Annotated in this window: 24 protein-coding genes; 7 read left to right on the top strand and 17 right to left on the bottom strand. The window is 49.2% G+C overall.

Features of this window, described 5'->3' with window-relative positions; translation table 11 throughout:
- Window positions 1–4: 4 nt before the first annotated feature.
- A complete protein-coding gene (locus tag G5S52_RS03010) occupies window positions 5–916 on the top strand; it encodes a substrate-binding domain-containing protein (RefSeq protein WP_165011740.1) in 912 nt (303 codons plus the stop codon).
- Between the two features lie 10 nt (window positions 917–926).
- On the opposite strand, the gene G5S52_RS03005 is transcribed toward G5S52_RS03010, so the two are convergent.
- The gene (locus G5S52_RS03005; RefSeq protein ID WP_235956072.1) at window positions 927–1,829 is read right to left on the bottom strand and encodes a DMT family transporter; all 903 of its coding nucleotides are present in this window, start codon (window positions 1,827–1,829) and stop codon (window positions 927–929) included.
- A gap of 223 nt (window positions 1,830–2,052) precedes the next feature.
- Here G5S52_RS03005 and G5S52_RS03000 point away from each other — a divergent pair, with 223 nt between their 5' ends.
- Window positions 2,053–2,742: a DUF2786 domain-containing protein gene (locus G5S52_RS03000; RefSeq protein ID WP_165011738.1), complete on the top strand. Its 690-nt coding sequence runs from the start codon at window positions 2,053–2,055 to the stop codon at window positions 2,740–2,742.
- Window positions 2,743–3,043: 301 nt separating this feature from the next.
- On the top strand, window positions 3,044–4,024 hold the full coding sequence (locus tag G5S52_RS02995; protein ID WP_165011737.1) for an OmpA family protein: 981 nt from the start codon (window positions 3,044–3,046) through the stop codon (window positions 4,022–4,024).
- A 49-nt stretch (window positions 4,025–4,073) separates the two neighbouring features.
- On the opposite strand, the gene G5S52_RS02990 is transcribed toward G5S52_RS02995, so the two are convergent.
- On the bottom strand, window positions 4,074–4,640 hold the full coding sequence (locus G5S52_RS02990; protein ID WP_165011736.1) for a gamma-glutamylcyclotransferase family protein: 567 nt from the start codon (window positions 4,638–4,640) through the stop codon (window positions 4,074–4,076).
- Window positions 4,641–4,880: 240 nt separating this feature from the next.
- Here G5S52_RS02990 and G5S52_RS02985 point away from each other — a divergent pair, with 240 nt between their 5' ends.
- Complete coding sequence (locus G5S52_RS02985; protein ID WP_165011735.1) at window positions 4,881–6,374, top strand: carboxypeptidase M32; 1,494 nt, start codon at window positions 4,881–4,883, stop codon at window positions 6,372–6,374.
- A 52-nt stretch (window positions 6,375–6,426) separates the two neighbouring features.
- Here the strand turns inward: G5S52_RS02985 and G5S52_RS02980 are convergent, their stop codons facing one another.
- From G5S52_RS02980 to G5S52_RS02935, 10 genes are all read right to left on the bottom strand, one after another.
- A complete protein-coding gene (locus tag G5S52_RS02980) occupies window positions 6,427–6,591 on the bottom strand; it encodes a DUF2256 domain-containing protein (protein WP_165011734.1) in 165 nt (54 codons plus the stop codon).
- Window positions 6,588–6,824, bottom strand: a complete 237-nt coding sequence (locus tag G5S52_RS02975; protein ID WP_368737444.1) for a TIGR03643 family protein — start codon at window positions 6,822–6,824, stop codon at window positions 6,588–6,590. The genes G5S52_RS02980 and G5S52_RS02975 overlap by 4 nt, the downstream gene beginning before the upstream one ends.
- A 59-nt stretch (window positions 6,825–6,883) precedes the next feature.
- Window positions 6,884–7,060, bottom strand: a complete 177-nt coding sequence (locus tag G5S52_RS02970) for a DUF6435 family protein (RefSeq protein WP_368737443.1) — start codon at window positions 7,058–7,060, stop codon at window positions 6,884–6,886.
- Window positions 7,061–7,130: 70 nt separating this feature from the next.
- Window positions 7,131–7,835, bottom strand: a complete 705-nt coding sequence (locus G5S52_RS02965) for a ThuA domain-containing protein (RefSeq protein ID WP_165012098.1) — start codon at window positions 7,833–7,835, stop codon at window positions 7,131–7,133.
- 9 nt (window positions 7,836–7,844) lie between these two features.
- Window positions 7,845–8,738, bottom strand: coding sequence for an NAD(P)-dependent oxidoreductase (locus G5S52_RS02960; RefSeq protein WP_165011732.1), 894 nt, complete (start codon window positions 8,736–8,738; stop codon window positions 7,845–7,847).
- A gap of 30 nt (window positions 8,739–8,768) precedes the next feature.
- Window positions 8,769–10,295, bottom strand: a complete 1,527-nt coding sequence (locus G5S52_RS02955) for a sugar ABC transporter ATP-binding protein (RefSeq protein WP_165011731.1) — start codon at window positions 10,293–10,295, stop codon at window positions 8,769–8,771.
- On the bottom strand, window positions 10,292–11,242 hold the full coding sequence (locus G5S52_RS02950) for an ABC transporter permease (RefSeq protein ID WP_165011730.1): 951 nt from the start codon (window positions 11,240–11,242) through the stop codon (window positions 10,292–10,294). Before G5S52_RS02950 ends, G5S52_RS02955 begins: the two co-directional genes overlap by 4 nt.
- Window positions 11,243–11,266: 24 nt before the next feature.
- Window positions 11,267–12,274, bottom strand: coding sequence for an ABC transporter permease (locus G5S52_RS02945; protein ID WP_165011729.1), 1,008 nt, complete (start codon window positions 12,272–12,274; stop codon window positions 11,267–11,269).
- A gap of 129 nt (window positions 12,275–12,403) precedes the next feature.
- Window positions 12,404–13,339, bottom strand: a complete 936-nt coding sequence (locus G5S52_RS02940; protein ID WP_165011728.1) for a sugar ABC transporter substrate-binding protein — start codon at window positions 13,337–13,339, stop codon at window positions 12,404–12,406.
- Between the two features lie 72 nt (window positions 13,340–13,411).
- On the bottom strand, window positions 13,412–14,215 hold the full coding sequence (locus G5S52_RS02935) for an SDR family NAD(P)-dependent oxidoreductase (protein WP_165011727.1): 804 nt from the start codon (window positions 14,213–14,215) through the stop codon (window positions 13,412–13,414).
- Window positions 14,216–14,646: 431 nt separating this feature from the next.
- Between G5S52_RS02935 and groL the strand changes: the two genes are divergently transcribed.
- Entirely contained in the window at window positions 14,647–16,257 is a 1,611-nt protein-coding gene (gene groL / locus G5S52_RS02930) for a chaperonin GroEL (protein WP_165011726.1), read from the top strand.
- Between the two features lie 204 nt (window positions 16,258–16,461).
- Here groL and G5S52_RS02925 read toward each other — a convergent pair whose 3' ends face one another.
- From G5S52_RS02925 to G5S52_RS02905, 5 genes are all read right to left on the bottom strand, one after another.
- Window positions 16,462–17,880, bottom strand: coding sequence for a dihydrolipoamide acetyltransferase family protein (locus G5S52_RS02925; RefSeq protein ID WP_165011725.1), 1,419 nt, complete (start codon window positions 17,878–17,880; stop codon window positions 16,462–16,464).
- A gap of 10 nt (window positions 17,881–17,890) precedes the next feature.
- Window positions 17,891–19,351 carry an NAD-dependent succinate-semialdehyde dehydrogenase gene (locus G5S52_RS02920; protein WP_165011724.1) on the bottom strand — a complete coding sequence of 487 codons (1,461 nt, stop codon included), beginning with the start codon at window positions 19,349–19,351 and terminating at the stop codon, window positions 17,891–17,893.
- Window positions 19,348–20,331: an alpha-ketoacid dehydrogenase subunit beta gene (locus tag G5S52_RS02915; RefSeq protein ID WP_165011723.1), complete on the bottom strand. Its 984-nt coding sequence runs from the start codon at window positions 20,329–20,331 to the stop codon at window positions 19,348–19,350. Before G5S52_RS02915 ends, G5S52_RS02920 begins: the two co-directional genes overlap by 4 nt.
- Window positions 20,319–21,305 (bottom strand): thiamine pyrophosphate-dependent dehydrogenase E1 component subunit alpha, encoded by a 987-nt coding sequence (locus tag G5S52_RS02910; protein WP_165011722.1) that lies wholly within the window; start codon window positions 21,303–21,305, stop codon window positions 20,319–20,321. Before G5S52_RS02910 ends, G5S52_RS02915 begins: the two co-directional genes overlap by 13 nt.
- A gap of 153 nt (window positions 21,306–21,458) precedes the next feature.
- A complete protein-coding gene (locus G5S52_RS02905; protein ID WP_165011721.1) occupies window positions 21,459–22,763 on the bottom strand; it encodes a M24 family metallopeptidase in 1,305 nt (434 codons plus the stop codon).
- 229 nt (window positions 22,764–22,992) lie between these two features.
- Between G5S52_RS02905 and G5S52_RS02900 the strand changes: the two genes are divergently transcribed.
- On the top strand, window positions 22,993–24,036 hold the full coding sequence (locus G5S52_RS02900; RefSeq protein ID WP_165011720.1) for a LacI family DNA-binding transcriptional regulator: 1,044 nt from the start codon (window positions 22,993–22,995) through the stop codon (window positions 24,034–24,036).
- Window positions 24,037–24,215: 179 nt separating this feature from the next.
- On the top strand, window positions 24,216–24,731 hold a 516-nt coding region (locus tag G5S52_RS02895; RefSeq protein ID WP_235956071.1), incomplete at its 3' end, for an urea carboxylase-associated family protein.

Genomic DNA, 24,731 nt, shown 5'->3' with positions numbered 1-24,731 from the left:
TTACATGCCGAAAGCGCTACTTACCTTTATTCTTTTCATTTTGATGCAGCCGCCCGCCGCGGCTGCCATCAAAGCCGGAGTCAGCGTCACTGATCTCACCAATCCCTACTTCATTACTGTGGTGCGTACGATCAAAGAGGAAGTTTCCAACCGTTTTGGTGAAGACGGCGTCCTTCTTGTTCGCTCAAGTGCCTATGATCACCCAAGGCAAGTGCGCCAGCTCAATGAATTTATGGCTGAAGAAGTTGATGTAGTGTTTCTCGTCGCGTCCGATGAACACAAGATTGGACCTACTGTTCAACAACTTTCCAACGCTGGGATTCCCGTGTTCGCTATTGACGTAAGAGCTGACGGTGCAACTGCCACTGTTACCACTGATAACCTCCGTGCAGGAGAAGTCGCTTGCGAGGGTTTGGCGAGAGTGCTCGGTGGTGAAGGGAATGTACTAATTATCAACGGGCCACAAGTTTCGGCTGCCGTGGAGCGGGTTCAAGGATGTAAAAAAGCGCTGGCAAAACACCCGAAACTTCATTTGTTGGGCGATTCTCTTAATGGCACGGGGAGTATGGAAGGTGGACTAGAGAAAATGGCCTATGCCTTGCAGCTTTACGATGATATTGATGGCATTTTTGCTATCAACGATCGCACTGCGCTAGGTGCTGAAAGCGCATTACTGCAAGCAAAATCTGATGCGGTGATTATCTCGGTGGATGGAAGCCCAGATGCCAGAACAGCATTTCTTGAACGCAGACCAAACTGGATTGGCTCTTCAATTCAATCGCCGGAAACCATGAGTCGTGAGGCCGCTCATATAGCTGAAAAGTGGCTTAACGAAGGGCAAATCGAAGAAGTAAACGTGCTTATTCCCACTCGTTTGATGACATCGGAAAATGCATCCACATTCAGGGAGTGGTGACCCGTTGACCTCAGTCTCGTGCCAATGACGACTGCTTGTTCTCTTTACCCAAAAAGGTCACGGTTATACCGAACAGAATGACCGCTGCAGAGATGACCATTCTCAATGTCAGCGTTTCATCCAGTAACATGTAGCCAGCAAGCGCTGCGATGATTGGCACAGATAACTGCATCACCCCTGCTTGAGTCGCTTTGAACTGCTGAACGACGCCATACCAAATCGCATAACCAACCGCTGACGCCCCTGCACCAGATAAGACCGCCAGCCAAATACCCTCCGAAGACACCGTATTCATTGGGATGTTGAGCAAGAAGAATGGCACGACGAAGAAAATGCTCAAACGGAAATTAATACAGTTAGCGGGAAGCTGCGGCACTTTCATTTCCTTCCCAAGCACACTGTAGATGCCCCATGCCACACCAGAAATCGCCATCAAGCCCGCGCCCCAGGCATCAGGCGCATTCATTCCCGGAGAGACCATGTAACCAAGGCCTGCAACCGCGATTAGTGCCCCAATATACTCTAATCCACTCGCTCCACCTTCTTTGTGGTGGCTATAGGCGAACATGGTCAATTGAACGAAAGCGAACAGAATGAGCGCGCCAATGCCCGTTTCCAGGTACATATAGGCAAACGAGAAAGTCGCTGCATACAGAAACAGCATGGCAGCTGCGAGCCAATGTTCCATCGGTTGTTGAACCAATGCACATTTTGGAGACTCACTGTCTTTAGCGTGGAAAATATATGAGAGGACATAAAGCACTAGTGCACCTGACACCAATCGAATCGAGGTAAACGATGCCGGATCAATATCACTATCCGCTAATGCCATTCGACACAATACCGAATTGGCGGCAAAGAAGGTCATCGCGACCAAAGCCATCGTCAGGTTTTTCAGCGTTAACTTTGTCATGTGAACCATCTTCACCGTCCTTACTTCATCACTTGCTAAATCTGACCGCCCTAGCCGACTTCCACTTTCACAACTTTGAGAAAAACCGGATATTTTGCCAAATGACCCTGAACTTTTTCAAATTACCTTAACTGATTGATATTTGCTCAAGCATACGGCGAAGTTTGGTAAAACGGCCTGAAAGCGGTAAAATACCGCTCCAGTTTTTTCAGTGGTGAAGTGAATGTCTGAAGCGAAACGCAAAGCCCTCAAGAAAATTGCTAAGTGTCTGGAACTAAGTAATTCCTCCAACATCAATGAAGCAGCACAAGCCATTAAAATGGCGCAGCGGTTGATGAAGAAGTATGGGCTTGATCAAGACGACATCGACTTTATCAGTATGGGCAAAACCACGTCAGAAACCTTACTGCCAACTTCCATCAGTGACGCCATCCTCAAAATTATCCGTGGCATCAATACGCGCTTTGGCGTGGAATGCGTGCTAACTAATTATAAAGGCCTAAAGAAAGCCGAGTTTATCGGCGATGCTGATCGTGCTATCTTTGCCGCTTTTGCTTTCGACATCGTCTATCGAGAAATGAACGAGCACATCGGCCAGTTCAGAAACAGCTTCCAGGGTTCTGGTACATCTCAGGTTGAACTAAACCGTCGCGTTCAGTCATTTACCATGGGTTGGCTTGAAGGAGCCTTGGCTAAGCTTCCTAATATTGCTCCTGACGGTGATGCTGATAAGAAGATCAAAGACTATATCGATAAGCAGTTTGAAAACATCGATCGCGAGACTTTCAAGCAACAATTGAAAGAAGCGATGAAAAACATCACCGATGATTACGAAAAAGGCATGCGAAAAGGAAAACAGGTTTCCGTCAGCCGCCCCGTTTCTGGAGCTCAAGAAGTGAAGCGCCTCTATTAGGCGCTTTTTTTTATAATTGAGATCGCCCTCCAGCTCAGTAACTGACAAATCTATAACTTACTGACTTTACATAGCCTCACCGAAAAACCACCTCTTTTTGAACACTGTTGTATTAAAAAAGCCTGAATTTGCCGCGTTGCTATTGTGTTGCAGAGTGCCAAGCCCTAGCCTAGCTTATTAAATCACCACTCAAGTTGGTGATTGAGAAGATTTGCGAAAAGCAAACTCAAGGATGGTGACTCAAAGAGAGATGCCAAAGTCTACCTTCCAAACCCTCTCTAGAAGGAATGGAGAAAGCAAAATGAAAAAAGCAGTGACAAGCCTTGGACTCATTGTGGCCTTAAGTCCAGTGGCAAGTGTATTCGCCCAAGATGATTCAAACTTTTATCTGGGTGGTCGAGTAGGTTCTTCAACACTTTCAGATGCCTGTGATGTAGGCGGATGTGACGACCAAGAGGTCGGTGGCGGTATTATTCTTGGTTACGATTTCGGTAATAACTTTTCTATCGAATCTACCTACGACTATCTCGGTCATTTCAAGGCCAACTACGACTCGGTTGGCAATTTTAGCGGTGATTTAACTGCTCTTACTCTGGCGCCTCGCTTCGACGTCAATATCACAGATGCTACTGATATTTATGGTAAAATTGGTGCGGCATGGTGGGATTGGAGCAGTAAGGCTGGCGATCAAGATGATATATCTTTGTTGGGTGCACTCGGTGTTGATCACCGTGCAAACGACTTGGTAAATCTTCGCCTTGAATACCAGTACATCGCAGACATGAACAATGGCTATTTTGATGCTGACAACCACTTCGTATCAGCAGGCATCACCTTCCACTTTGGACGTCACTCTGAGCCAGAGCCGGTAGTTGTTGAAGAAGTGGTTGTGGTTGAAGAAGTGGTTGAAGAAGCGAAGAAGTACGTCTTCTCTGAAGCAGACGAAGTTGAACTGTTCGCCTTCGGTAAATCTTCACTTTCAGATGGCGCAGCGCAACATCTGAACCCAATGTTGAAACGCCTGCAAGACTTTGAAGAGTCAACTGCAATCATCATTGGTCACACTGACAGTGTTGGTTCTGAAGCATTCAACCAAAAACTCTCTGAAGAGCGTGCACAAACAGTGGCAAACTACTTCATTGACAACGGCATCGCTGCTGAGCGTCTGACAGTCACCGGCGAAGGTGAAACAAACCCTATCGCTTCTAACGATACTGAAGACGGCCGCGCGAAAAACCGCCGTGTAGAAATCGAATCTCCAGAGTTTGTTTACGAAGAGTAATCAGTTCTCCGAGGTCAAAAAAAGCCACGCACTTGCGTGGCTTTTTCTTTTACTTCTCAATATGATTTGGTAAATCCATCAGCATCAAGTCGATTTTACTCCTGTCCTCATCTGCCACACCAGCTACACGCTGATAAACTGGCGAGTGGCGATCGTCAATTCGCGGAAAACTCCATCCGTATGTTGAAGTGATAAAGCTCTGTGCAAATTCGGCGGAGTACCGCAAACATCCCGCCAAAACCGTATCGACATAGCTTTGAGCAATGGGATGATGACTGCAAGGTGCTATCACTTCATCTGTCACGTACACATAAACAGGACCATCAACAGCAAAACCGTCTTCCAGTACCTGAATACGGTCAGAGTCTAAAGGCACACGTTGATACCCCGCTTCGCGGATATCAAACACCTCTAAGGCGTTGTCATCAATGTGAATCAACACGCCATTGCACTGCCCTTCACCTTCGCGAACCACCAAGTGAGACATCACTGGTGACCCCGTATGCCCCCAATGTCTTTGCAAACCACTCACAACCACAGGAACGGCAATGCCCGTCTCCCCAGTAAGTTGGCGCGAAGCTGCATTTATTAAACTTCCATATCCGAATATATACATAAATTTGTTAACAATTCTCCTAACACCTTAATTGGATTAATCCAAACAACACGTGCTACTGTCGACGTTGTAAACTGAGAATCGGTTGTTGTTCAGAAAAACCCGCATTCTCTGCATAGCAACTCTCAATCTTTCCTAAATTTCTTTACGTTCAGAATACTGTTAAACCACTATTCTGTTCGACCGCAGTGCGAAGGATTTACCTGCGGTGCCTCCAAAGATACGACATGGATAAAAACAATGACCACTTATAAAAGCTTAGAAAAGCAATTCAAGAAACTCTCCAATTACGAACACCTCGCCGCGATCTGTGGTTGGGACCAGGCTGCCATGATGCCTGATGGTGGCAATGATGCCCGCGCGCATGCTATGAGCGAACTCGCCGTACTTTGCCATGAAACCCTTACAGCGCCTGAAATGGGTCAGTGGATAACAGAAGCAGAGGCCAACATCGCCTCCCTTTCCGCAGAACAACAAATCAGCTTGAAGGAGATGAAGCGCGTTTGGCAACAAGCCACTGTGCTGCCGTCCGACTTAGTTGAAGCGAAATCTATCGCAGGCTCAAAGTGCGAACATGAATGGCGCACACAACGTAAAGAAAATGATTGGGATAACTTTGCCGTCAATCTCAAAGAAGTAGTCAAACTCGCGCGTGAAGAAGCAGCGATTCGCGCTGAACAAACTGGCCTCAGTCGTTACAACGCAATGCTTGATCTTTACGAACCAGGCATGACAACAGAGAAGCTGGACGTTATCTTTGGCGATCTCAAGTCTTGGTTACCAGAACTCACACAGCAAATCATTGAGAAGCAGTCGACAGTCGCTGTAGAAGATCCCGCTGGACCTTTCCCTACTGAACAGCAGGCAGAGCTTGGCAAAAAGCTCATGGGTATTTTGGGCTTTGATTTCAATCATGGTCGACTGGATGTATCAATGCACCCGTTTTGTGGCGGTGTTCCTCAAGATGTTCGAATCACCACTCGCTACAATGAAGATGACTTTACACAAGCCATCATGGGTGTCATCCATGAAACCGGTCACGCGCGCTATGAGCAAGGATTGCCGCCTTCATTACATGGTTCCCCGGCAGGTGAGGCACGGTCAATGGGCATTCACGAGAGCCAAAGCCTGTTCTTTGAAATGCAGTTAGCGCGTAGCCCAGAGTTTGTTCAGCACATTGCCGAATTCGCAAAAGATACATTTGGCCGTGAGTCTGATAAAGCCTTTGAGGTTGCCAATATCAACGCTTTGTATAAACGTGTTCAACCAGGCTACATTCGCGTTGATGCAGATGAAGTCACCTACCCTGCGCATGTTATTCTGCGATACGAAATCGAACGCGATCTGATTGAAGGTGTCATCGAGGTAGATGACATTCCCGGCATCTGGAATCAAAAGATGCAGGAATATCTTGGTATCTCTACCGAAGGTAATTTCACTGATGGATGTATGCAAGATATCCACTGGACAGACGGCTCATTTGGCTACTTCCCAAGCTACACGCTGGGTGCTATGTATGCTGCGCAGTTTATGGCAGCAATGCGTAAAACCGTTGATGTGGATGCGTGTATTCAAGCACTGGATTTCGCGCCAATCAGCGCTTGGCTGGAAGCCAATGTTTGGTCAAAAGGCTCAACCCTTACAACGGATGAACTGGTCATTCAAGCAACAGGTAAAGCGCTCAATCCTGAATATTTCAAACAGCACCTTATCGAACGCTACCTGAACAATTGATGAAAGTTGACTGCGCAGCCTTTGGTTGCGCAGTTGTTGATTTAGCAAGAGACTAACTTGCACCTCTCCTGGCTCTCCGACATCGCTCAGAGCAAAATTTAACCTCTTCCCAACACTTTGCCCACTTTTTGCGCCAAGAGAAGGGCTTTCCGCATTTGTTACAATCTTTGCTTGGCAAAGTGGCTTTGATACCACGGAACCTTCTCTCGGTCTTCATCGCTGCTTGTATAGGGTGGGACAATACCCACGAGCCACACCGGATGGGCGGAGCTGTTCATGCTTGGTTTTTCTGCCGGAAACGCGCTTTCGCCAATTTTTGAAACTGGATGGCTTTAAAGCACCTAGCATCAATCTGATCAGTTGGGACTCACCCAAACCATACTGCAAATGAATTGCTTCAAAAGGCGTCCTGTCCTCCCATGCCATTTCGATAATCCGAGAAATCTTCACTTAAATTATTACTCATGCATGCTGGTATCAAACAAGGCTATCAAGCGGGTGGCTAAGCATCAGGACCGTTGTTCACTTGCCTGCTTGAACTCGGTAAAGACGTCTTCCGCTTCGGCAGTCAACTTTGAATACATTCTGATGTCACCTCTACGCTGAGCCTGCATGGCTTGCTCCAGCAGCATTGAGTGTTTCTTTTTCAGTTTCTTCGCAGTGCGATCTTTAAAAAATGAAAACACGGTCGACTCCATTAATTTGTTGAAGTCATCAGTACGAAACGTATGCGAAAAAAGATTAGCTACACCGGTATCATCTTGCAGCCCAGTTAAACCCTTTACGCATCAGCATATCCACCATTGGGTGCTTCAACTCCTCAACCGTATGGCCAATGGAGCAGTAGAACACTTTGCCTTGGTTCCAATAACGTCGCCACGCAATCGGCATGACTGTGCCTTCAATCCAGTGAAGGTATTCCCCGCTAAAGGTCGTCGTCGCCAACACGTCGTTACTGGGATCCACCAGCATGTAATATTGCTCACCATGAATATCGAAGTCTTCCAATCCTTCCAAAAACGGGTCGTCATTTTGGGTGAATGTCACCCGATAATCGACAAAATCATCGGAAGGAATGGGGTTATCCGGCCAACCCGGAGGGTGCGCGACAAACTGGCCGCCAATCATAAAATGATAAGTTGGGTGATCGCGGAACGCATCACCCATGTGACCATGCCAACCTGCAATACCGCAGCCTCCCGCAATGGCATCCAATAGGCCTTGCTCCTGCTCGCGGGTGATATTGCCAAACTCTTCCTGATGGCTGCTACGTGCGCTCGACCAAATTGGCACAATCAAATCCAAACTAGCGGTAATTTCTGGGTCTAACAAAGGCTCAAACGTGTCATAAGAGACGACCTCAAACCCTTCTTCTTCTAGAAGCGCGGTCGCCCAGTCACAAAACACGGTTGGCGTGTGTCCTTCCCACCCACCGACAAATAAGGCTGCTTTCTTTGCCATCATTCTCCCTCACTCTTCGTTTTGACTGTTAGTAGCTGCGATGTATGTGGCGATTGCCGCCATATCCATTTCCCCAAACCCACTGTGTTCAGCGGCTTCAAGCTGTTCCAAGTTGGTATTGATTTGTGAAAGTGACCAACCTAACTGAGACGCCATTTCCTTTGTTAACGCCATGTCTTTGCGCGCTAACGTCAGTGCGAAGGTCACGTCCTCAGATTGATTCAAATAAAGTGGCGTGCGAAAACGGATCATCGCAGAGCCTGCCGCACTTTCCCCAAGCAGAGTGAGGAGTGCGGTTTGATCAATGTTGCAAGATGCAGCCAAAGCCAGTATTTCACCCACAATTTGATTCTGGCTGTGAATCACACTATTGATGAGCAGCTTGGCTGCATGACCTCTTCCTGCCTCACCCATCTGGAAGATAGATTTGCCCATGATGGACAGGCAATAATGAACATCCGGCGTTAGCGCCTCAGAGGCGCCCACCATAAAAACCAACTCCCCTGCTTCTGCTGCATTCAGGCTGCCCGATACCGGCGCATCTACGTACATCACTTCATACGCTTTTGCGAGTGTGGCAATTTCCTCAGACAAAACGGGGCTGATGGTGCTCATGTCCACCCAGTGTTGTGCGCGACGATCGAGCGGTGCAATCAAGCCACTTTCTTGGCTGAAATAAACCACCTTGGCTGCTTCATCATCCGCGATCATTGTGAACACCAAGTCACAATCACGGGCAATATGGGCTGGATTTTCTGCGATGTTCACGTCTGGGTACTCTTCTACCAGAGCAACGGATTTACCACGACTGCGGTTCCATACCGTCAGTGAAACGCCTGCTTTTGCCAGATTCGCGGCCATAAGCCACCCCATCCGGCCTAATCCAATAAAGCCGATGTGCATGATATTTACCTTTAGGGGTTATTTAAGGAATTAGTCGGGCGAACTTTTCTGCCCGGTGATGGCGGTAACCAGTCGGTTTTCCGTCACAGTCTCTGCGGTAAACTCTTCCATGATTTTGCCCTCATAGAGCGCAAGAATCCGATCACTGACACTGAGTATTTCTGGCATTTCAGAAGAGATAACCAGCACCGCGAGACCAGAACGCGCCAACTCACGGATCAATGTGTGTATCTCAGACTTAGAGCCAACATCAATGCCGCGTGTCGGTTCATCGAGGATAAGTATTTTAGGATGGATGGATAACCATTTTCCGATAACCACTTTTTGCTGATTACCACCGCTGAGATTGCCCACAGGGTAACTGCCATCCGGCGCTTTGATAGAAAGCTGGTCAGCGTACTTTTTGTATACCTGACTCTCTTTACCTTCGAGTAACCAACCGATCACAGACACGCGATCAAGCTGCGCCATGGTAATGTTATCCTGACACGACATCGCCAGCACAAGGCCCTGCTCTTTGCGGTTTTCCGGAACCAAAGCCACCCCTAATTCGACAGCGTGTTGACTGTCACCAATGACGGTTTCCTTGCCATCGAATTTAACAACACCGGAATCTGGCTGGCGAAGGCCAAACAGGGTTTCTGCAATCTCGGTGCGTCCTGCTCCCACAAGTCCATACATACCAAGCACTTCTCCTTCCTTAATAGAGAAAGAAATATCTTGATAGTGCTTTTCAAGGCTTAGCCCTTCTACCTCAAGACGGGTCTCGCCACCTTGTTCCATGTTGACGACGTTTTGCTCAAGCTCCCGCCCAATCATCAACGCGGTCACTTCAGGCTCGTTAGTGTCTTTGGTCGTCAGCGTACCGCGGTATTCGCCATCACGCAGTACGGAAAGGCGGTCTGATATCGCGAAAATCTCTTCCATGCGGTGGGAAATGTAGGCAATACCCACCCCTTGGGCTTGGAGCTCCTTGATCACTTCAAACAGCACCACTTTCTCATAATCAGTTAACGATGCCGTCGGCTCATCGAAAATCACGATCTTCGGCGTGAACACCAAGGCACGGGCAATCTCAACCATGTATTTTTTGGCAATGGTCAACGAACTCACCGGATCGTCTGGCCCGAAATCGCAGTTCAGGCGCTTGAGAATAGACGCTGCTTTTTCACGAAGCTCGCCATAGTCGACCACACCAAACAACTTGGTCGGCATCATGCCGAGGAAGATGTTTTCAGCCACTGTCATGTCTTCCACCAGTGACAGTTCCTGATGGATCATCAAAATGCCTTGGTGTTTGGCATCCATGGGGGTTTTGAGTTTAACGACCTGACCATCAATCAAAATCTCGCCACCATCGTCTTGGTAAATGCCTGACATCACTTTCATCAAGGTCGACTTACCGGCGCCGTTTTCACCCAGCAAGGCATGCACTTCTCCCGCTCGAATATCAAAGCTCACACCATTTAGCGCAACCACGCCTGGGAAGACTTTACGGATGTTTTTCAACTCAAGCGTAGGTGCGATATTCGTTTCCATGTTCATTGCCATACTCATGCGGAAACCCCTCCCTGCTCGGCTTGGTTAACTTTCTTATCGATAAAGAGAACGAGGATTAGAATGGAACCCATGATCACCAGCACATAGAAAGCCGGCACTTGCATCAGGTTCAAACCGTTTCTAAGAATGCCGATGGCCAATACGCCACCTAGCGTACCGAGTATGCTACCCGCACCGCCGGTGAGTCGCGTACCACCCAGCACCACCGCGGTAATGGTCCATAGTTCGAAATCACGACCAAGGTTGGGCGTGGATGCCCCCATTTGGGTAGACAAGGTAACGCCTGCAAGCGCCGCGAAGAAGCCGACCAGCATAAAGTTGATCATCATGTGTGGCCCGACGCGGATCCCAGCATCAACAGACGATTTGCGGTTACCGCCAACGGCATAACAGTTACGCCCATGCACGGTATACTTCATCATCAAATGCATCAGCAAGGTCGCAATCAGAAAGAGAATCGCTAAGGTCGGGAACCCCAGCACTGAGCTAGAGCCAAAATCGGAATAGGCAAAGTCTGACGCGTAGAAGGATTGCTCGCCAGTATACACAAACACCAGACCGCGAATACCAATCATCGCACCCAAGGTCACAATGAAAGCATCTACGCCGGTTTTCCAAACGATAACGCCGTTAAGCATGCCAAGCAGAATGCCAGAAGCCAGCGCAATCAAAACCGCGGCAGGAATGCCGATAGAACCCTGTAAATCAATGGCAAGGCTGGCTGCCAATGCCACCACAGCCCCTACCGAAAGGTCAATGTTGCCGTTAATCATCACCACCGTCATGCCCAGTGCAATAAAACCAATGGTCGACGTTTGGATCAGGATGTTTTTGAAGTTCGCAATATCGAAAAAGTACTCTGACGAAAAGCTAAACAACACGATACAAAACACAACGAATATCCATATAGGTTGTGTTTTCAGAAAGCGCAGAATTTTATCCATGTCTATATCTCCTCAAGCTTTCCGTCAGAATTTGGTGAAGAAGCTGCCACGCTTGGTGCCCACATCCAACCATACGGCCAAGATGATCACCGCCCACGTCACAAGCCACTGTGCGTAATAAGGGAAACCCAGCAGCAACAGGCCGTTTTGGATAAAGCCCAGAATCAGGACACCCACCACGGTTTTTGTGATGCTGCCAGAGCCGCCAAGCAAACTGGTTCCTCCGAGGATAACGCCGGCAAGCACCAATAATTCATAGCCTTGCCCCACGTTGTTTTGTGAGCCCATCACACGTGAGCCGAGGATCAACGCCGCACAGCCTGTCGAAAATGCAGAGAGCAGATAGGTACTGAACACCAGTTTGTTACGTCTGATACCGGAATACGCCGTGGCAATGGGGTTACCACCTACCGCAAATATCTTCCGCCCGTAAGACGTCCGTTTGAGCAACAACTCGTAGATGATGGCCAGTACACCAAAGATGATGATGGGCACTGCAATCGGCCCAATAAAGCCGCGGCCGAAAATCGCAAACCAAGTATCTTCCTGGTTGGCGATATCTACATTCTGGCCACCGGTATAAATCAGTGTCAGGCCTTGTATCGCCGATAGCATTCCCAGTGTTACGATCAGTGAGTTCAACCTCAAATATCCCACCAAAAAGCCATTCACCACACCGACCAATAGCGTAAAGAGAAACATTAAAAGGATGGCTTGGCCCGGACCGACTTTGTCGTGCAGATCAACGACCAGCACAGTAGAAAAAGAGAGTAAAGAGCCGACGGAAAGGTCCAAATTCCCGCCAATAACCACGATAGTTACGCCAAGCGCTATCGTTCCGATAATCGACACCTGACGAATGACCGTCATGAAGTTATCTGTGCTTAAGAATCGGTCTGATGAAAGCGAAAAAGCAATAAGAAACACGAAAAACGCAACCAGAATCCCGTGGCGTGCCATCAGGGTTTTGAGCGAAAAAGACGAATTGTTGGCGCCTTTTTTGTCCGTGTTTGTCTGCGCGTCTGAGGTCATAGGAACATCCCATTTGTTGCAGAAGAGTCGATCGCAATCCTTGCGGATCACCTTCCTGAAAGATTGAAACAAGGAAGGAAGAGAGCCCCCTGCGGTCACAGAGGGCACTCAGTTATATCACCCGCTTTGTTAGAACACAGGCTTAGTAAACTGAGACATGTTGTCCTGGGTAATTTTCGGCGTATCAAAGTAGTTCAGCTTCGGTACGTCCTCACCATTAACAACAGCTATCGCAGTGGCTAGCGCGTTTTTGGCGTCATCGACTGGCGACTGATACACAGAACCCCAGTACTCGCCGCGACCCATGGCTTCATAGCCCACTGCAAAGTTGGTGGCACCAATGAATGCGATACCTTCACGGCCTGCCGCTTTCGCTGCGTTCAATGCACCAACACCCATGTTGTCATCACCAGAGTAAACACCGTCAATGTTGTCGTACTTGGTTAGGAAGTTTTCCATCACACGTTGTGATTTCTCACGGTTCCAATCACCAGGTTGGGTTTCCATGATTTTCACGTCTGGGCAAACTTCTGCTAAACGCACTTCGAAGCCCTGTTGACGCTCAATAGCAGTGGTATAACCAGGTTGACCGGAGATCTGAACGATTTGGCCTTTATTGTCCAACGCGTCACACATCATTTCCGCAGAGTAAGCCCCCTGCTTAATGTTGTTAGGACCAGAGAAAGAAGCAATGAATTGCTGGCCTTCATCGGCAACATTAGAGTTGGTAACAACAACGGGAATACCCGCTTGCTGTGCTTTGCGGATAACAGGAACCACGGCTTTACCATTGGTAGGCCAAATGATAATCACATCCACTTTCTGTTGAATGAGATCCTGCATTTGTGCGATTTGGCGCGCCACGTCACCGCCCGCATCAAGCACAACAGTATCAACACCGTCAGTGTTTGCAGCTGCTTCTTTAAATGCTTTTTCATAAGTGGTTTGGTATGAGTCGACACCCACATTATTTTGTGTGATGCCGATAACCATATCCTTGGCATAAACTGTCGTCGCGCTTGCTGCAACCATCAGACCTAACATCGTTTTGCTGATTGTTTTCATCCTTACCGCTCCATTGCTTGTGCACCCAAAAAGCAGAGTGCTTTTGTTTTGTCTGGATTCACGTCCAAACTGTTACTGCATGACCATGCCGCCATCGATCATTATCAATTGACCGGTCATATAATCTGAGTCTTTACTCGCGAGGAAACTCGCTGTGCCCGTCACATCTTCTGGGTAGGAGTATCGGCCCAGCAAAATCATGTCGCGTGCCAGAGTGTCCATCGACTCGCCTGGATTTTGGAATTTGCCAATTTCAACCAGATCTTTATCCAACTGCTCCCACAGCTCTGTGCGCACTACGCCCGGCCCGTATCCGTTAACTGTGATGTTGTGTTGTGCCAATGCTTTTGCTCCACCATTAATCATGGCAAGCACGGCGTGCTTACTGCATGAATAAGGCACCACATCATCAAACGCCATGCGCGATACAATCGAGCCGACGTTGATGATTTTGTAAGGTTCGTCTTGTGGACCTTGCTTGATCATTTGCTTAGCTGCTTCTTGCATGCCCATCAAACAGCCCAGACCATTAACGTCCATGATTTTCTGCCAGTTCTCTTCGGTAATATCGAGGAACATCAGAGGCTTATTAATGCCTGCATTATTCAGCATCACATTGATGGACCCGAAAGCATCTACCGTTGCCTGCACCCCGGCTGCGATGTCAGAACGTTTCGTCACATCCATTTGCACCGCGATAGCTTCTCCACCTTTGGCTTTAATGCGAGCAACCACCTCTTCGCAACCGTCAAGGTTGACGTCCGCCACACACACTTTTGCGCCTTGTGCAGCAAAGCTCTCAGCGATAGCGGCTCCCATTCCACGTGCTGCACCAGTAATCAGTACATGCTTAGTCGCTAGTCTTGATGTATCCAAGGTGTCCTCCTTACTTGGCTATAGTTGCTTTGCCTCGCTTCCCTTCACAGCAAACGTTTGCAATACATTTTCGTTAACTTAGATTTTACATTTACCTAGTGAGCATAGAACAAGAAACGAGCAACAAAAACCTCAAAAGGTGTATCAATTTTAAGATGACGCCAATTTGCTGTTTAATACATTGACGCTATAGCTTTGTTATATATAGCAACAAGAAAAAATACGCGCTCATAAACCACACTTTAATGACTGTTAAAAACCACAAGATTGATCACAGTAAAGAGACGGCCCCCAGTGCAAAAAACGCAAAATAATTGCAAAAAAATACCGAATTATTTGCAATCGTTTGCAAAAGAGTTAACGTTATAGTTACATCAGTACAAAGGCCAACATACTGCTGGCCACCATTAAAAAATCAGCGAGGGATTGCTATGCAACAAGACCATTTAGAATTTGGCGAAGACGCGCGAAAGCGACTCTTAGTCGGTGCAAATCTTCTTGCAGATGCCGTCAAAGTCACCCTGGGCCCCAAAGGTAGAAACGTTGTTATGCGCAACTTCGACCAGCCCCCTATCATCACCAAAGACGGCGTCTCTGTTGCCCGAAAGGTCGCTATCAAAGGACAGTTGGAAGAAATGGGCGCATCTCTAATACGGGCGGTGGCATCAAAAGCGAATGATGAAGCTGGCGACGGCACAACAACATCAACGGTGATCGCTCAAGCTATTCTGAATCAGGGTTTCAAAGCCCAGGCAGCAAACTACAACATCATTGATATCAAACACGGTATCGAGAAAACCATCGATGCTGCCGTCGAAGCACTGAAAGCACAGGCTCTACCATGTAATCAAGAAGCCGACATTGAGCATGTGGCATCTATTTCTGCCAACAACGATACCAGCATCGGAAAAATCGTCGCTGAGGCAATTCGGGCGGTTGGTGAGCATGGAGTTGTTACGATAGAAGAAGGCAAAGGTTTTCACACTGAACTCCATGTAGTGAAAGGCATGCAGTTTGACCGTGGCTACCTTTCACCGCATTTCGTGAACGTTCGCGGCAAGATGCGCGTTGAGCACAACATGCCGCTGATATTGTTAGTCGACGGAAAACTCAGCCAGTTTGATCAGGTTGTGCCAGCCATGGAGATGGCGGCGAAGCAGAAGCGTCCGCTGTTTGTCATGGCGGAAGAGGTGGAAGGTGAGGCACTGTCAACCTTGGTTGTTAATCATATGCGAAAGACACTCGATGTTGTTGCAGCAAGAACACCAGGCTTTGGCCCACGTAGGCAGGCTATCCTACATGACATTGCAGCACTGACAGGCGCCACCGTCATGTCACCGGAAACTGGCAACGATGTCAGCCAAATCAGTGAACAGGATTTCGGCCAGGCTGAGCGCGTTGAACTGACTAAGGATCAATTCACCTTGATAAAAGGTCTCGGCAGTGAAGCAAGAATCGCTGACCGCATTGACCAGATAAACGCCGAAATTGCCGCCTCAGACTCTGAATATGATATTCAGAAAATGACAGAGCGACGCGCACGTCTTTCTGGAGGTATTGCACTTATCGAAGTCGGCGCGGCGACAGAAACTGAAGTAAAAGAGAAAAAAGCACGGGTAGAGGATGCATTGCATGCCACACGCGCTGCTATTGAAGAAGGCATTGTACCCGGTGGCGGTATTGCGCTTATTCGGGTGTGCGAAAACCTCACACTTCCTGACGTCAATAACGACGATGAAAAAGCGGGTGTACATATCGCATTGGATGCCATGCAAGCACCTTTCAAGCAAATTGTGCGTAATGCCGGCTTGGATGCCGGTGTGTATCTGGAGAAAATAAAAGGTCAGTCTGTCGAGTTTGGCTATAACGCTGCCATTGGTGAATTCGGCTCCATGATTGAGATGGGTGTTATCGATCCTGCCAAGGTGACCCGTCTCTCACTGCAAACAGCAAGTTCCATTGCTGCATTGATGCTGACCACTGAGGCGCTTGTCGGCGACACCGACCCAGATTACGTGCCTTCGCACCACCACGAACACTAGTCTTATACTGCATGATGCAAAAAGGCACATCTCCTATCGGGATGTGCCTTTTGTTTTGTAACAGTGGCTTTATGGCTCTTGGTTCTGCACTGTGCACTGACTTTTAAACAAACGCAAAAAAGCCCGACAGACCGAGTGCCGGGCAAAAAAGCCCGACAGACCGAGTGCCGGGCAAAAAATCGACAAGTTTGCTATAGCATCACTCTATAGCTCTGCTTGCCATCCGTGGGACTCGAGAAGAGATTTTACTCTCTGCAAAAATGCGCCTGAATAGGCACCATCGACAGCACGGTGGTCAAAGGATTGAACCACCATACCAACGCTGCCAATCCCCAGGGATTCTCTGCCGTTCATATTTACCACAACAGGCTTACGGCTGATGCTATCAATGGATAGGATCGCAATTTCCGGGTGATTGATAATAGGTGTCGTAAACGCAGTACCTGCGCCACCATTGTTAGATAGGGTATACGTTGCACCACTCATTTCATCAGGTGTCAGACGGTTCTCACGCGCTTTCTTTGCCAGCTCTGCAATTTTTCTTGCCAAACCGGAAACGTTCATGGTGTCTGCATCTTTGATCACTGGAACAACCAAGCCTTTGTGATTCAGATCCACCGCAATACCCAAGTGAACTGGGGCACTCACTACCAGTTTTTCACCACTCACCTGACCGTTCAGATGAGGGAACGCCTGCAGCGCTTTCACTACCGCCCGCGCAATAAACGCCAGCGGCGTTAGGCTCGCACCATACTTCTGTTTGAACTCAGCTTTATGCTGCTGACGCACCGCTTCCACCTCGTCGAACGAAATTTCCATGCCTTGAGCGACGTGGACCGCATTGTCTTTCGACGAGGACATTTGTCGGGCGATCTGCTTCCGCATGAAGGAAAAAGCAACTTCCTCACCAGTGATCGACACGGGTTGAGGCTCCGCCTTCGCAGGTGGTGACGCTGTCACAGGTTGTGAAGCGACCTTGCCACCATTATCCAGGTAATCCAGCACATCTTCTTTGGTGATCCGGCCATGTTTGCCAGACCCCTGTATTTGGCTGACATCGACATCATGCTCTGTCACCAGACGCCTGACAGAAGGTGACATTAAAGCCAGCGCTTCCTCATCAACGGCAGGCACTTCTCCCACGTTTTGCTGAGCTAAATAGGCCTGAACATCCCGTTTGGTGATGCGGCCATTGCTACCCGTACCATCAATCTCATCCAGATCCAGCGCATGTTCTCGACTGAGGTATTTCACGGCCGGTGACAGTGGACCGTGTCCCGTTTTGCTGAAGCTTGACGGCTCAGTAGCAGGCTTGTTGACATCTGCCGACGCACTTACCTGCTGGTCAATGATTGACGCAGGTTCTGTACTTTTCGGATTCGCGACTTCGCCTTCCACCGCCATTTCACCCACAGGCTCACCGACAGCAATCACTTCCCCAACCTGGGCAATGATTTTAGTCAGCTCGCCTTCTTCCATCGCAGGCACTTCCATCGCCACCTTGTCGGTAGAAATTTCAAACAGCACATCACCTTTTTTAACCTTATCGCCTTCGGCTTTGTGCCATGCCAGGATTTCACCTTCAGCCACCGTCTCCCCCAGCTGGGGCATAATAATATCCATCTGCGCCTCCTTACTGCGGGGAACCCGGCCAATCCAGACCGATGTATTGGGTTTCTGTGAATTCGTCAATGCCGACATAACCGCCTTCACGACCAAGACCGCTTTGCTTCATGCCGCCAAAGGGTGCTGCCGGGTCGGAAATCACGCCTTTGTTGATGCCAACAACACCTGCTTCCAGACGCTTGGCAACAGAGACAGCATGCGTGGTATCGGCTGACATGACATAGGCCGCCAAACCAAAAATGGTGTTGTTAGCTTCTGCAATGACATCGTCTTCATCATCGAAAGGAATAATCACCGCAACAGGACCAAAAATTTCGGTGTGCAGGATGTCAGCGTTGTCAGGAATATCATTCAGCACGGTTGGCGGATAGAAATAGCCTTTTCCATCTGGCTGTTTGCCGCCTGTTAGCAGGTTTGCACCTTTGGCAACGGCATCATCCACCAGCGCAGCGACTTTCTCTTGCGTGCTTTGATTGACCAAAGGACCAATGTCGACGCCTTCGCCCCTGCCATCACCGATTTTGAGTGCCGCCATTTTTACCGCGAGTGCATCGCTGAACGCTGGGTAAAGCGAGCGGGCAACAAAAATGCGGTTTGCGGCAATACAAGATTCACCTGCATTGCGGATCTTAGCCACCAGAGTTTGTTCTACCGCCGTGTCAAAATCCGCATCTTCCAGCACCAAAAGCGGTGCATTTCCGCCCAGTTCCATTGACGCATTTACCACACGCTCAGCAGCATTATGCAGTAACACACGGCCAACTTCTGTCGAACCAGTGAACGAGATTTTGCGCACCCTTGAGTCAGCAAACATCACATCGGAAATAGTGCGCGCGCTTTTTGAGGGCAACACCGAAACGGCATCACCGGGCACGCCGGCTTCTTCCAATAACTGAGCGACATAAAGCGCGGTCAAAGGGGTTTCGGTCGCCGGCTTCAATATCACCGAACATCCGGCTGCCAGCGCAGGGGCAATTTTTCGTGTTGCCATCGCCGCCGGGAAGTTCCACGGCGTTACCAAATACGCGATTCCGACAGGGTGATGGGAAACCATGATGGCCTTGTCGCCATTTGGTGCCGCAGACAATCCCCCATCCAGTTGCACCGCCTGATCAGCAAACCAGCGGAAAAACTCTGAGGCGTAGTTCACTTCACCACGGGCTTCGTTGAGGGTTTTCCCCTCTTCAAGCGTGATGATGTGGGCGATGGTCTCTTTTCGCTCTTGCATCAGATGAAATGCCTTCCGCAACACTTCTGCCCGCTCACGGGGAGATGTTTTGCGCCAGGTGTTAAACCCTCGCTCTGCAGCATCAATGGCATCTTTGGTATCCTGCTCATTTGCGCCGGCAATATGGGTCAATAGCGATTCGTCCGCAGGATTAAAAACCGGTATATCGGCGCGGTCGCTAAAGCTCCACTCCGCCCCGATTTTTAACCCGGTGGGAAGAGTTACATCATGCACCTTCATACTTTCACCGCCTCCCACACTTCTGCCACAATTCGCTCGACCGACGGAATAACGTGATCTTCCAGGTTGTCGGCAGCGGGCAACGGAATGTGTGGTGTGGTAATGCGTGTTGGTGGCGCGTCAAGTTCAAAGAAACACTCTTTACTGACGATCGAAACAATCTCAGAGCCCCAACCACACAGCTGTGGGTTCTCCTCGACTGTCACCAACCGAGAAGTTTTCGTCACGTCTTCTAAGATGGTTTTGGTATCCAAAGGCACCAGCGTCCGCAGGTCGATCACTGAACAATCAATGCCTGCCTCCTCTGCCAGAATTTCAGCCGCTTTCAGTGCCCTCGGCACCATCGCAGCCAGCGCAACAATGGTGACATCCTTGCCTTTGCGGATCACATTAGCCTTGCCCAGTTCAACAACGTGGTCATCTTCTGGTACTTCACCTTTCATGGCATAGAGGGATTTGTGCTCAAAGACAATCACAGGATCAGGGTCGCGGACCGCCGCTGCCAGCAGGCCTTTTGCATCCGCCGGGTTGGAAGGTGCAACCACCTTGATACCCGGGATCATCATCGCCCAGTTCTCAAGGCTCTGTGAGTGCTGAGCACCGAAACGCGAGCCCGCACCGTTGGCAGTGCGAATCACGACAGGTATCGTCATTTGTCCGTCTGTCATATAACGCGCCTTGGCCATTTCGTTGGCCACCATGTCCCAACACACTGCCAGAAAATCTGAGAACATGATTTCCGCAATCGGTTTTAAACCTGTCATCGCCGCGCCCATGGCGGCACCAAGAATAGCTTGCTCAGAAATCGGTGTATCTCTGACACGCTCAGGACCAAACTCTTCAAACAAGCCAACCGTTGCTTTAAATACACCGCCGGCCGCTGCCACGTCTTCCCCTAGGAAAACAACATCGTCATCACGGCGCAGTTCTTGGGCAATGCCCGCTGCCACTGCTTCGCGGTAACTCATTAATTTCGCCATTCCCAACCTCCATTTGCCCAAACGTCTTTAAAACACAGCGATACATCGGGCGCAGGAGACGCTTTTGCCGCTTCCGTTGCGTGATTGATTTCCGCGTCCACTTCGCTTTCGATATTGCTCAGTACACTGTCTTCCACCCCTTGCTCTGCAAGGCGGTTGCGGTAGAGCGGGATCGGGTCATAGGCCAACCAACGTTCTACCTCTTCTGCTGGTCGGTATTTGCCTGGGTCGGCACGTGAGTGGCCTTGATGGCGGTACGTTTTTGCTTCAATCAATGAAGGGCCACCGCCGTTTCTCGCTTTTTCGATAGCGGCTGTCGCGACATCAAACATGGCGTCCGCGTCATTACCATCCACAATGATCGAGTCCAGACCATAAGCGCTGGCACGGTCGGCCGCAGGGTGTTCAACGGCAGTCACCGCACCAATTGGGGTGTATTCCATATAGAGGTTGTTTTCGCAGACGAAAACAACAGGCAGATTCCAAATGACGGCAAAGTTAAGCGCTTCATGGAACGCGCCGATATTGGTGGTGCCATCGCCAAAGAACACGACGGTGACTTCACCGGAGCCTTTGTACTGACTCTTCCATGCGCTGCCGGTAGCAATACAAAGCTGAGCACCAATGATTGCGTAAGAACCCATCGCACCGTGTTCAACACTGGTCAGGTGCATGGAGCCGCCTTTACCGCTCAAAATCCCGCATTCACGACCCATCAGCTCACCAAACAGTGCTGTCATGTCAGCCCCGCGAACCAGGGTGTGGGTGTGTCCACGGTAAGTACAGAAGGTGTAATCACCTTTTTGCATTGCCACACCAAATGCAGCAGCGACAGCTTCTTGTCCCATTGCTAAGTGGTTGGTCCCTTTCACCAGATTTTGAAGAAAGAGATCAGAGGCGCGCTGTTCAAATCCCCTTGCCCGCAGCATAGTGCGATAGAGCGACAGCCGTGTCTCCAGACTGGTTTCCGACATAGTCTGTTCCTTTTGATTCATTTCTTGGATGCGCCCGCTGGTACTGTTGACCGTTTGGGCGAGAATTTAACGCGACTGAGACACCGTTTTCACCGTGCCAAGCCACTCAGAGACACCAATAGCAGAGGAACGGCCATCTCAGTCGCCCATTGATCAGTATTTATTAGCGATAAAGAGCTCTTGCGCCGGGAACAGCGTAATGATTTCGCAGCCATCGGCGGTCACCACTACCTCTTCCTCAATACGCGCAGCACCGTTGCCGTCTGCTGACGGGCAGTAGGTTTCCAGCGCGAACACCATGCCTTCCTGAAGCTCAAAGGGGTTATCCATCGATACCAGACGGCTGATGATTGGACGCTCATGCAAAGCCAAGCCAAGGCCGTGGCCAAATTGCAAACCGAAGGCTTCCATTTCACTGGCGAAACCAAACTGCTCCGCTTTCGGCCAGACCGCTGCGATTTTATCTGTCGTCATACCGGGGCGGATTAGATCAATAGCCGCATCAATCCATTCGCGCGCCTGCTTGTAAGCGTCTTGCTGCGCCTGACTGGCACTGCCCACGTTCAGGGTGCGGTAGTAACAGGTGCGATAGCCCATAAAGGAATGAATGATGTCGAAGAAAGCCTGATCGCCCGGGCGATACATCCGGTCAGTAAAGTTGTGAGGGTGTGGCGCACCACGCTCACCCGACACCGCGTTAATCGCTTCAACGTCGTCTGATCCGTTGTCGTAGAGAAACTTGTTGGCATCAGCCACGCTTTCGTTTTCACGTTTGCCCGGTTTAAGATTTTCAGCCAACTGGTGGTACGCACCATCGACCATGGTGGCGGCCATGTTTAGCAGCACAACCTCATCCATGGATTTGATTTGACGCGCTTCCAACATCACTTGCTGGCAGTCACGCACTTCAATGCCTTCGGCTTGCAGGGCTTCCAGCATCGGTGGCTCACAGACATCGATGCCAAGCGGCATGTCTGCCACCCCTTCTTCAACCAGCAATGCCTTGATGTCTTTTGCAGCATTTTTGAAAAGTCCGGCCTCTTTTGCCACTGAGCCACGTAAACCCAGCATGCCTGCTTTAAAATGCTCAGGCTCAATTAACCCCTGGTACAACTGATGGTGTTTCGCTGCCGAACCAAAATCCCACAAATATGGGTCAGAGTTTCCGGTGAACAAAGAGTAACGGGCGATTTTGTCTCGCGCCCACTCACCAATAACCGTACTGGTCAAATAACGGATATTGTTATTGTCGAAACACAGCACGGCACCCAGACCTGAGTTTTTCAATGCCTCCCTGGCACGTGCCACTCGATAGCGATGCAAACGATTGAAGTCTACGCGCTGTTCAAAATCGACACTCATACGACCTGGCGCTGGTATACGCTTATCCCAATCCCAGCCTGGCTCAATATCAGACTCTCGAATAATTTCCGGCTCCGTTGGTTTCACAATGCTCATAGTTCTTACCACTCCATTTCTTGCAAACGTTTGCATTAAACAAGCAAATAATAAGTGGTTGATTGAGAGTGCCAAAAAGCATGACTGGCAACACGTACAAAAAACCACCAACTTGCAAACGATTGCAGCACATAGTAAGTTAGCTGTCAATGCAAAGGTTGACGCAATGTTAAAACAATGTTGTCAGGTTTCGTTGCGATTGAAATGACTGCTTGATTAGGTACTAAATTTGGATAACGATAAAAATAAACGCATTACCGTCAAGGATGTAGCGGCGGCACTGGGCATTAGTCCTTCTACCGTTTCACGCGCTTTGAGCCCGGAAAAACAGCATTTAGTTTCGGACCGTGTGATTGAACTGGTGGCGAACAAAAGCCAGGAAATGGGCTATACCGCCAACCCAATGGCGACAGCACTGAAACGCGGTGCAACGAAAACCATCGGTATGATGATCCCCGATATTCTCAATCCTATTTTCCCGCCTTTGGTTCATGAAATTCAGCAAATTACCAACAAGCTGGGTTACACGCTCACCCTCGCTTATACCGAGAATAATCAAGAGCTTGCATTAGAAGAACTAAAGCGATTGGTTGCCCGGAATGTTGACGGCATTATTCTCGCTTCCGCATTTCGTAAAGACCCAACCGTTGATTACTGTATTGATATGGGAAAACCCTTGGTTCAGGTAAACCGTGTGGTTGATAAACAAGCGTCTGATCAAGTGCTTGTAGATGATCGAGAAGGCATTTTTGTCCTGTTTGAACACTTACACAGTCTTGGTCACCGCAAAATTGCACACGTCGCGGGGCCAAATGATATTTCCAGCGGTTTAGGGCGCCGCCACGCTTTTATATCTATTGCGGATATGTTTGAGCTACCAGCGGCTGATGCACCTGTTGTTCAAGCTGATGCATTTAGCGAACACGCAGGCCGAAAAGCCATGGAAACCTTGATGGGGAACCACCCTGAGATAACGGCAGTGGTTGCCACCAACGATCTGGTTGCCTTGGGTTGCATTGAAGCGCTGGAAGCGGCGGGCAAGAGAGTGCCTGATGATGTGTCTGTGACTGGATTCAATGATATGCCCTATCTGGATTGGTTCCGCATTCCGCTTACGACAGTTTCACTGCCTCAATCTCAGCTTGGCGATCAAGCCGTTCGCATGTTGCTCAGTCAAATCCGCAAAGAAAGCGACAGTCACTTTCCCCGTAAAGTTTTGTTGCAGCCTCGATTGGTTGTTCGTAAGTCTACGGGAAAAGCTCGACGTTTCTAACCTCTCCTCATTGTTCTGGATAAGCGCTCTTTGAAACTGACACACTTGTTCAGTGTTTCAGTTTCTTAGCAGAGCCAAAATGTTACCTCTCTCGGTGTGCCTATACTCCATTGATAACGATGACAAGGAGCGAGTGGCATGACTAACCAAGTTGATAACGATGACAAGGAGCGAGTGGCATGACTAACCAAGTTGATAATAGATGTCATGATGGAATGGACAAAACAGTCAAACATCCAGAACCTTCGGACGCGAATGCCCGACGGGCTGCTAATCCTGTGATCTGTTATGGCCTAGGTTGTCTTCCCCCCTTTGATGCCCCTTTTTATCAAGCAGCACGACGAGAGGCTGTCAGAGTTGTGAAACTCGAGGTTCCACCGCGGGAGGCGCGTTGTTTTACCGTACCTGCGGGTAGTTTCTTCCGAATTTCTTGTTTACATGGCTCACAGGTTGGGGACCTAAACCTTTGGCAGCGGGACAACTTAAACGAACGGTTTTTCAGCGGAAAAACACGCCAGCTACACGCCACTCACTTAACGACGGGTGACAGACTTTGGAGCAACATTCCCTACTTGCGCCCTATCGCCACCATCACAGATGATTCACTGCAATGGTATGGCTGGGATGATGACGGTGCTGGTGTACATGACGTGATTGGCACACGGTGCGATCCATACACTCATCACAATCTTCAT

Origin of the sequence: Grimontia sedimenti (assembly GCF_011045095.1) — a bacterium.
GTDB lineage: Bacteria > Pseudomonadota > Gammaproteobacteria > Enterobacterales > Vibrionaceae > Enterovibrio > Enterovibrio sedimenti.
This window is presented reverse-complemented; position numbering and strand designations above follow the sequence as displayed.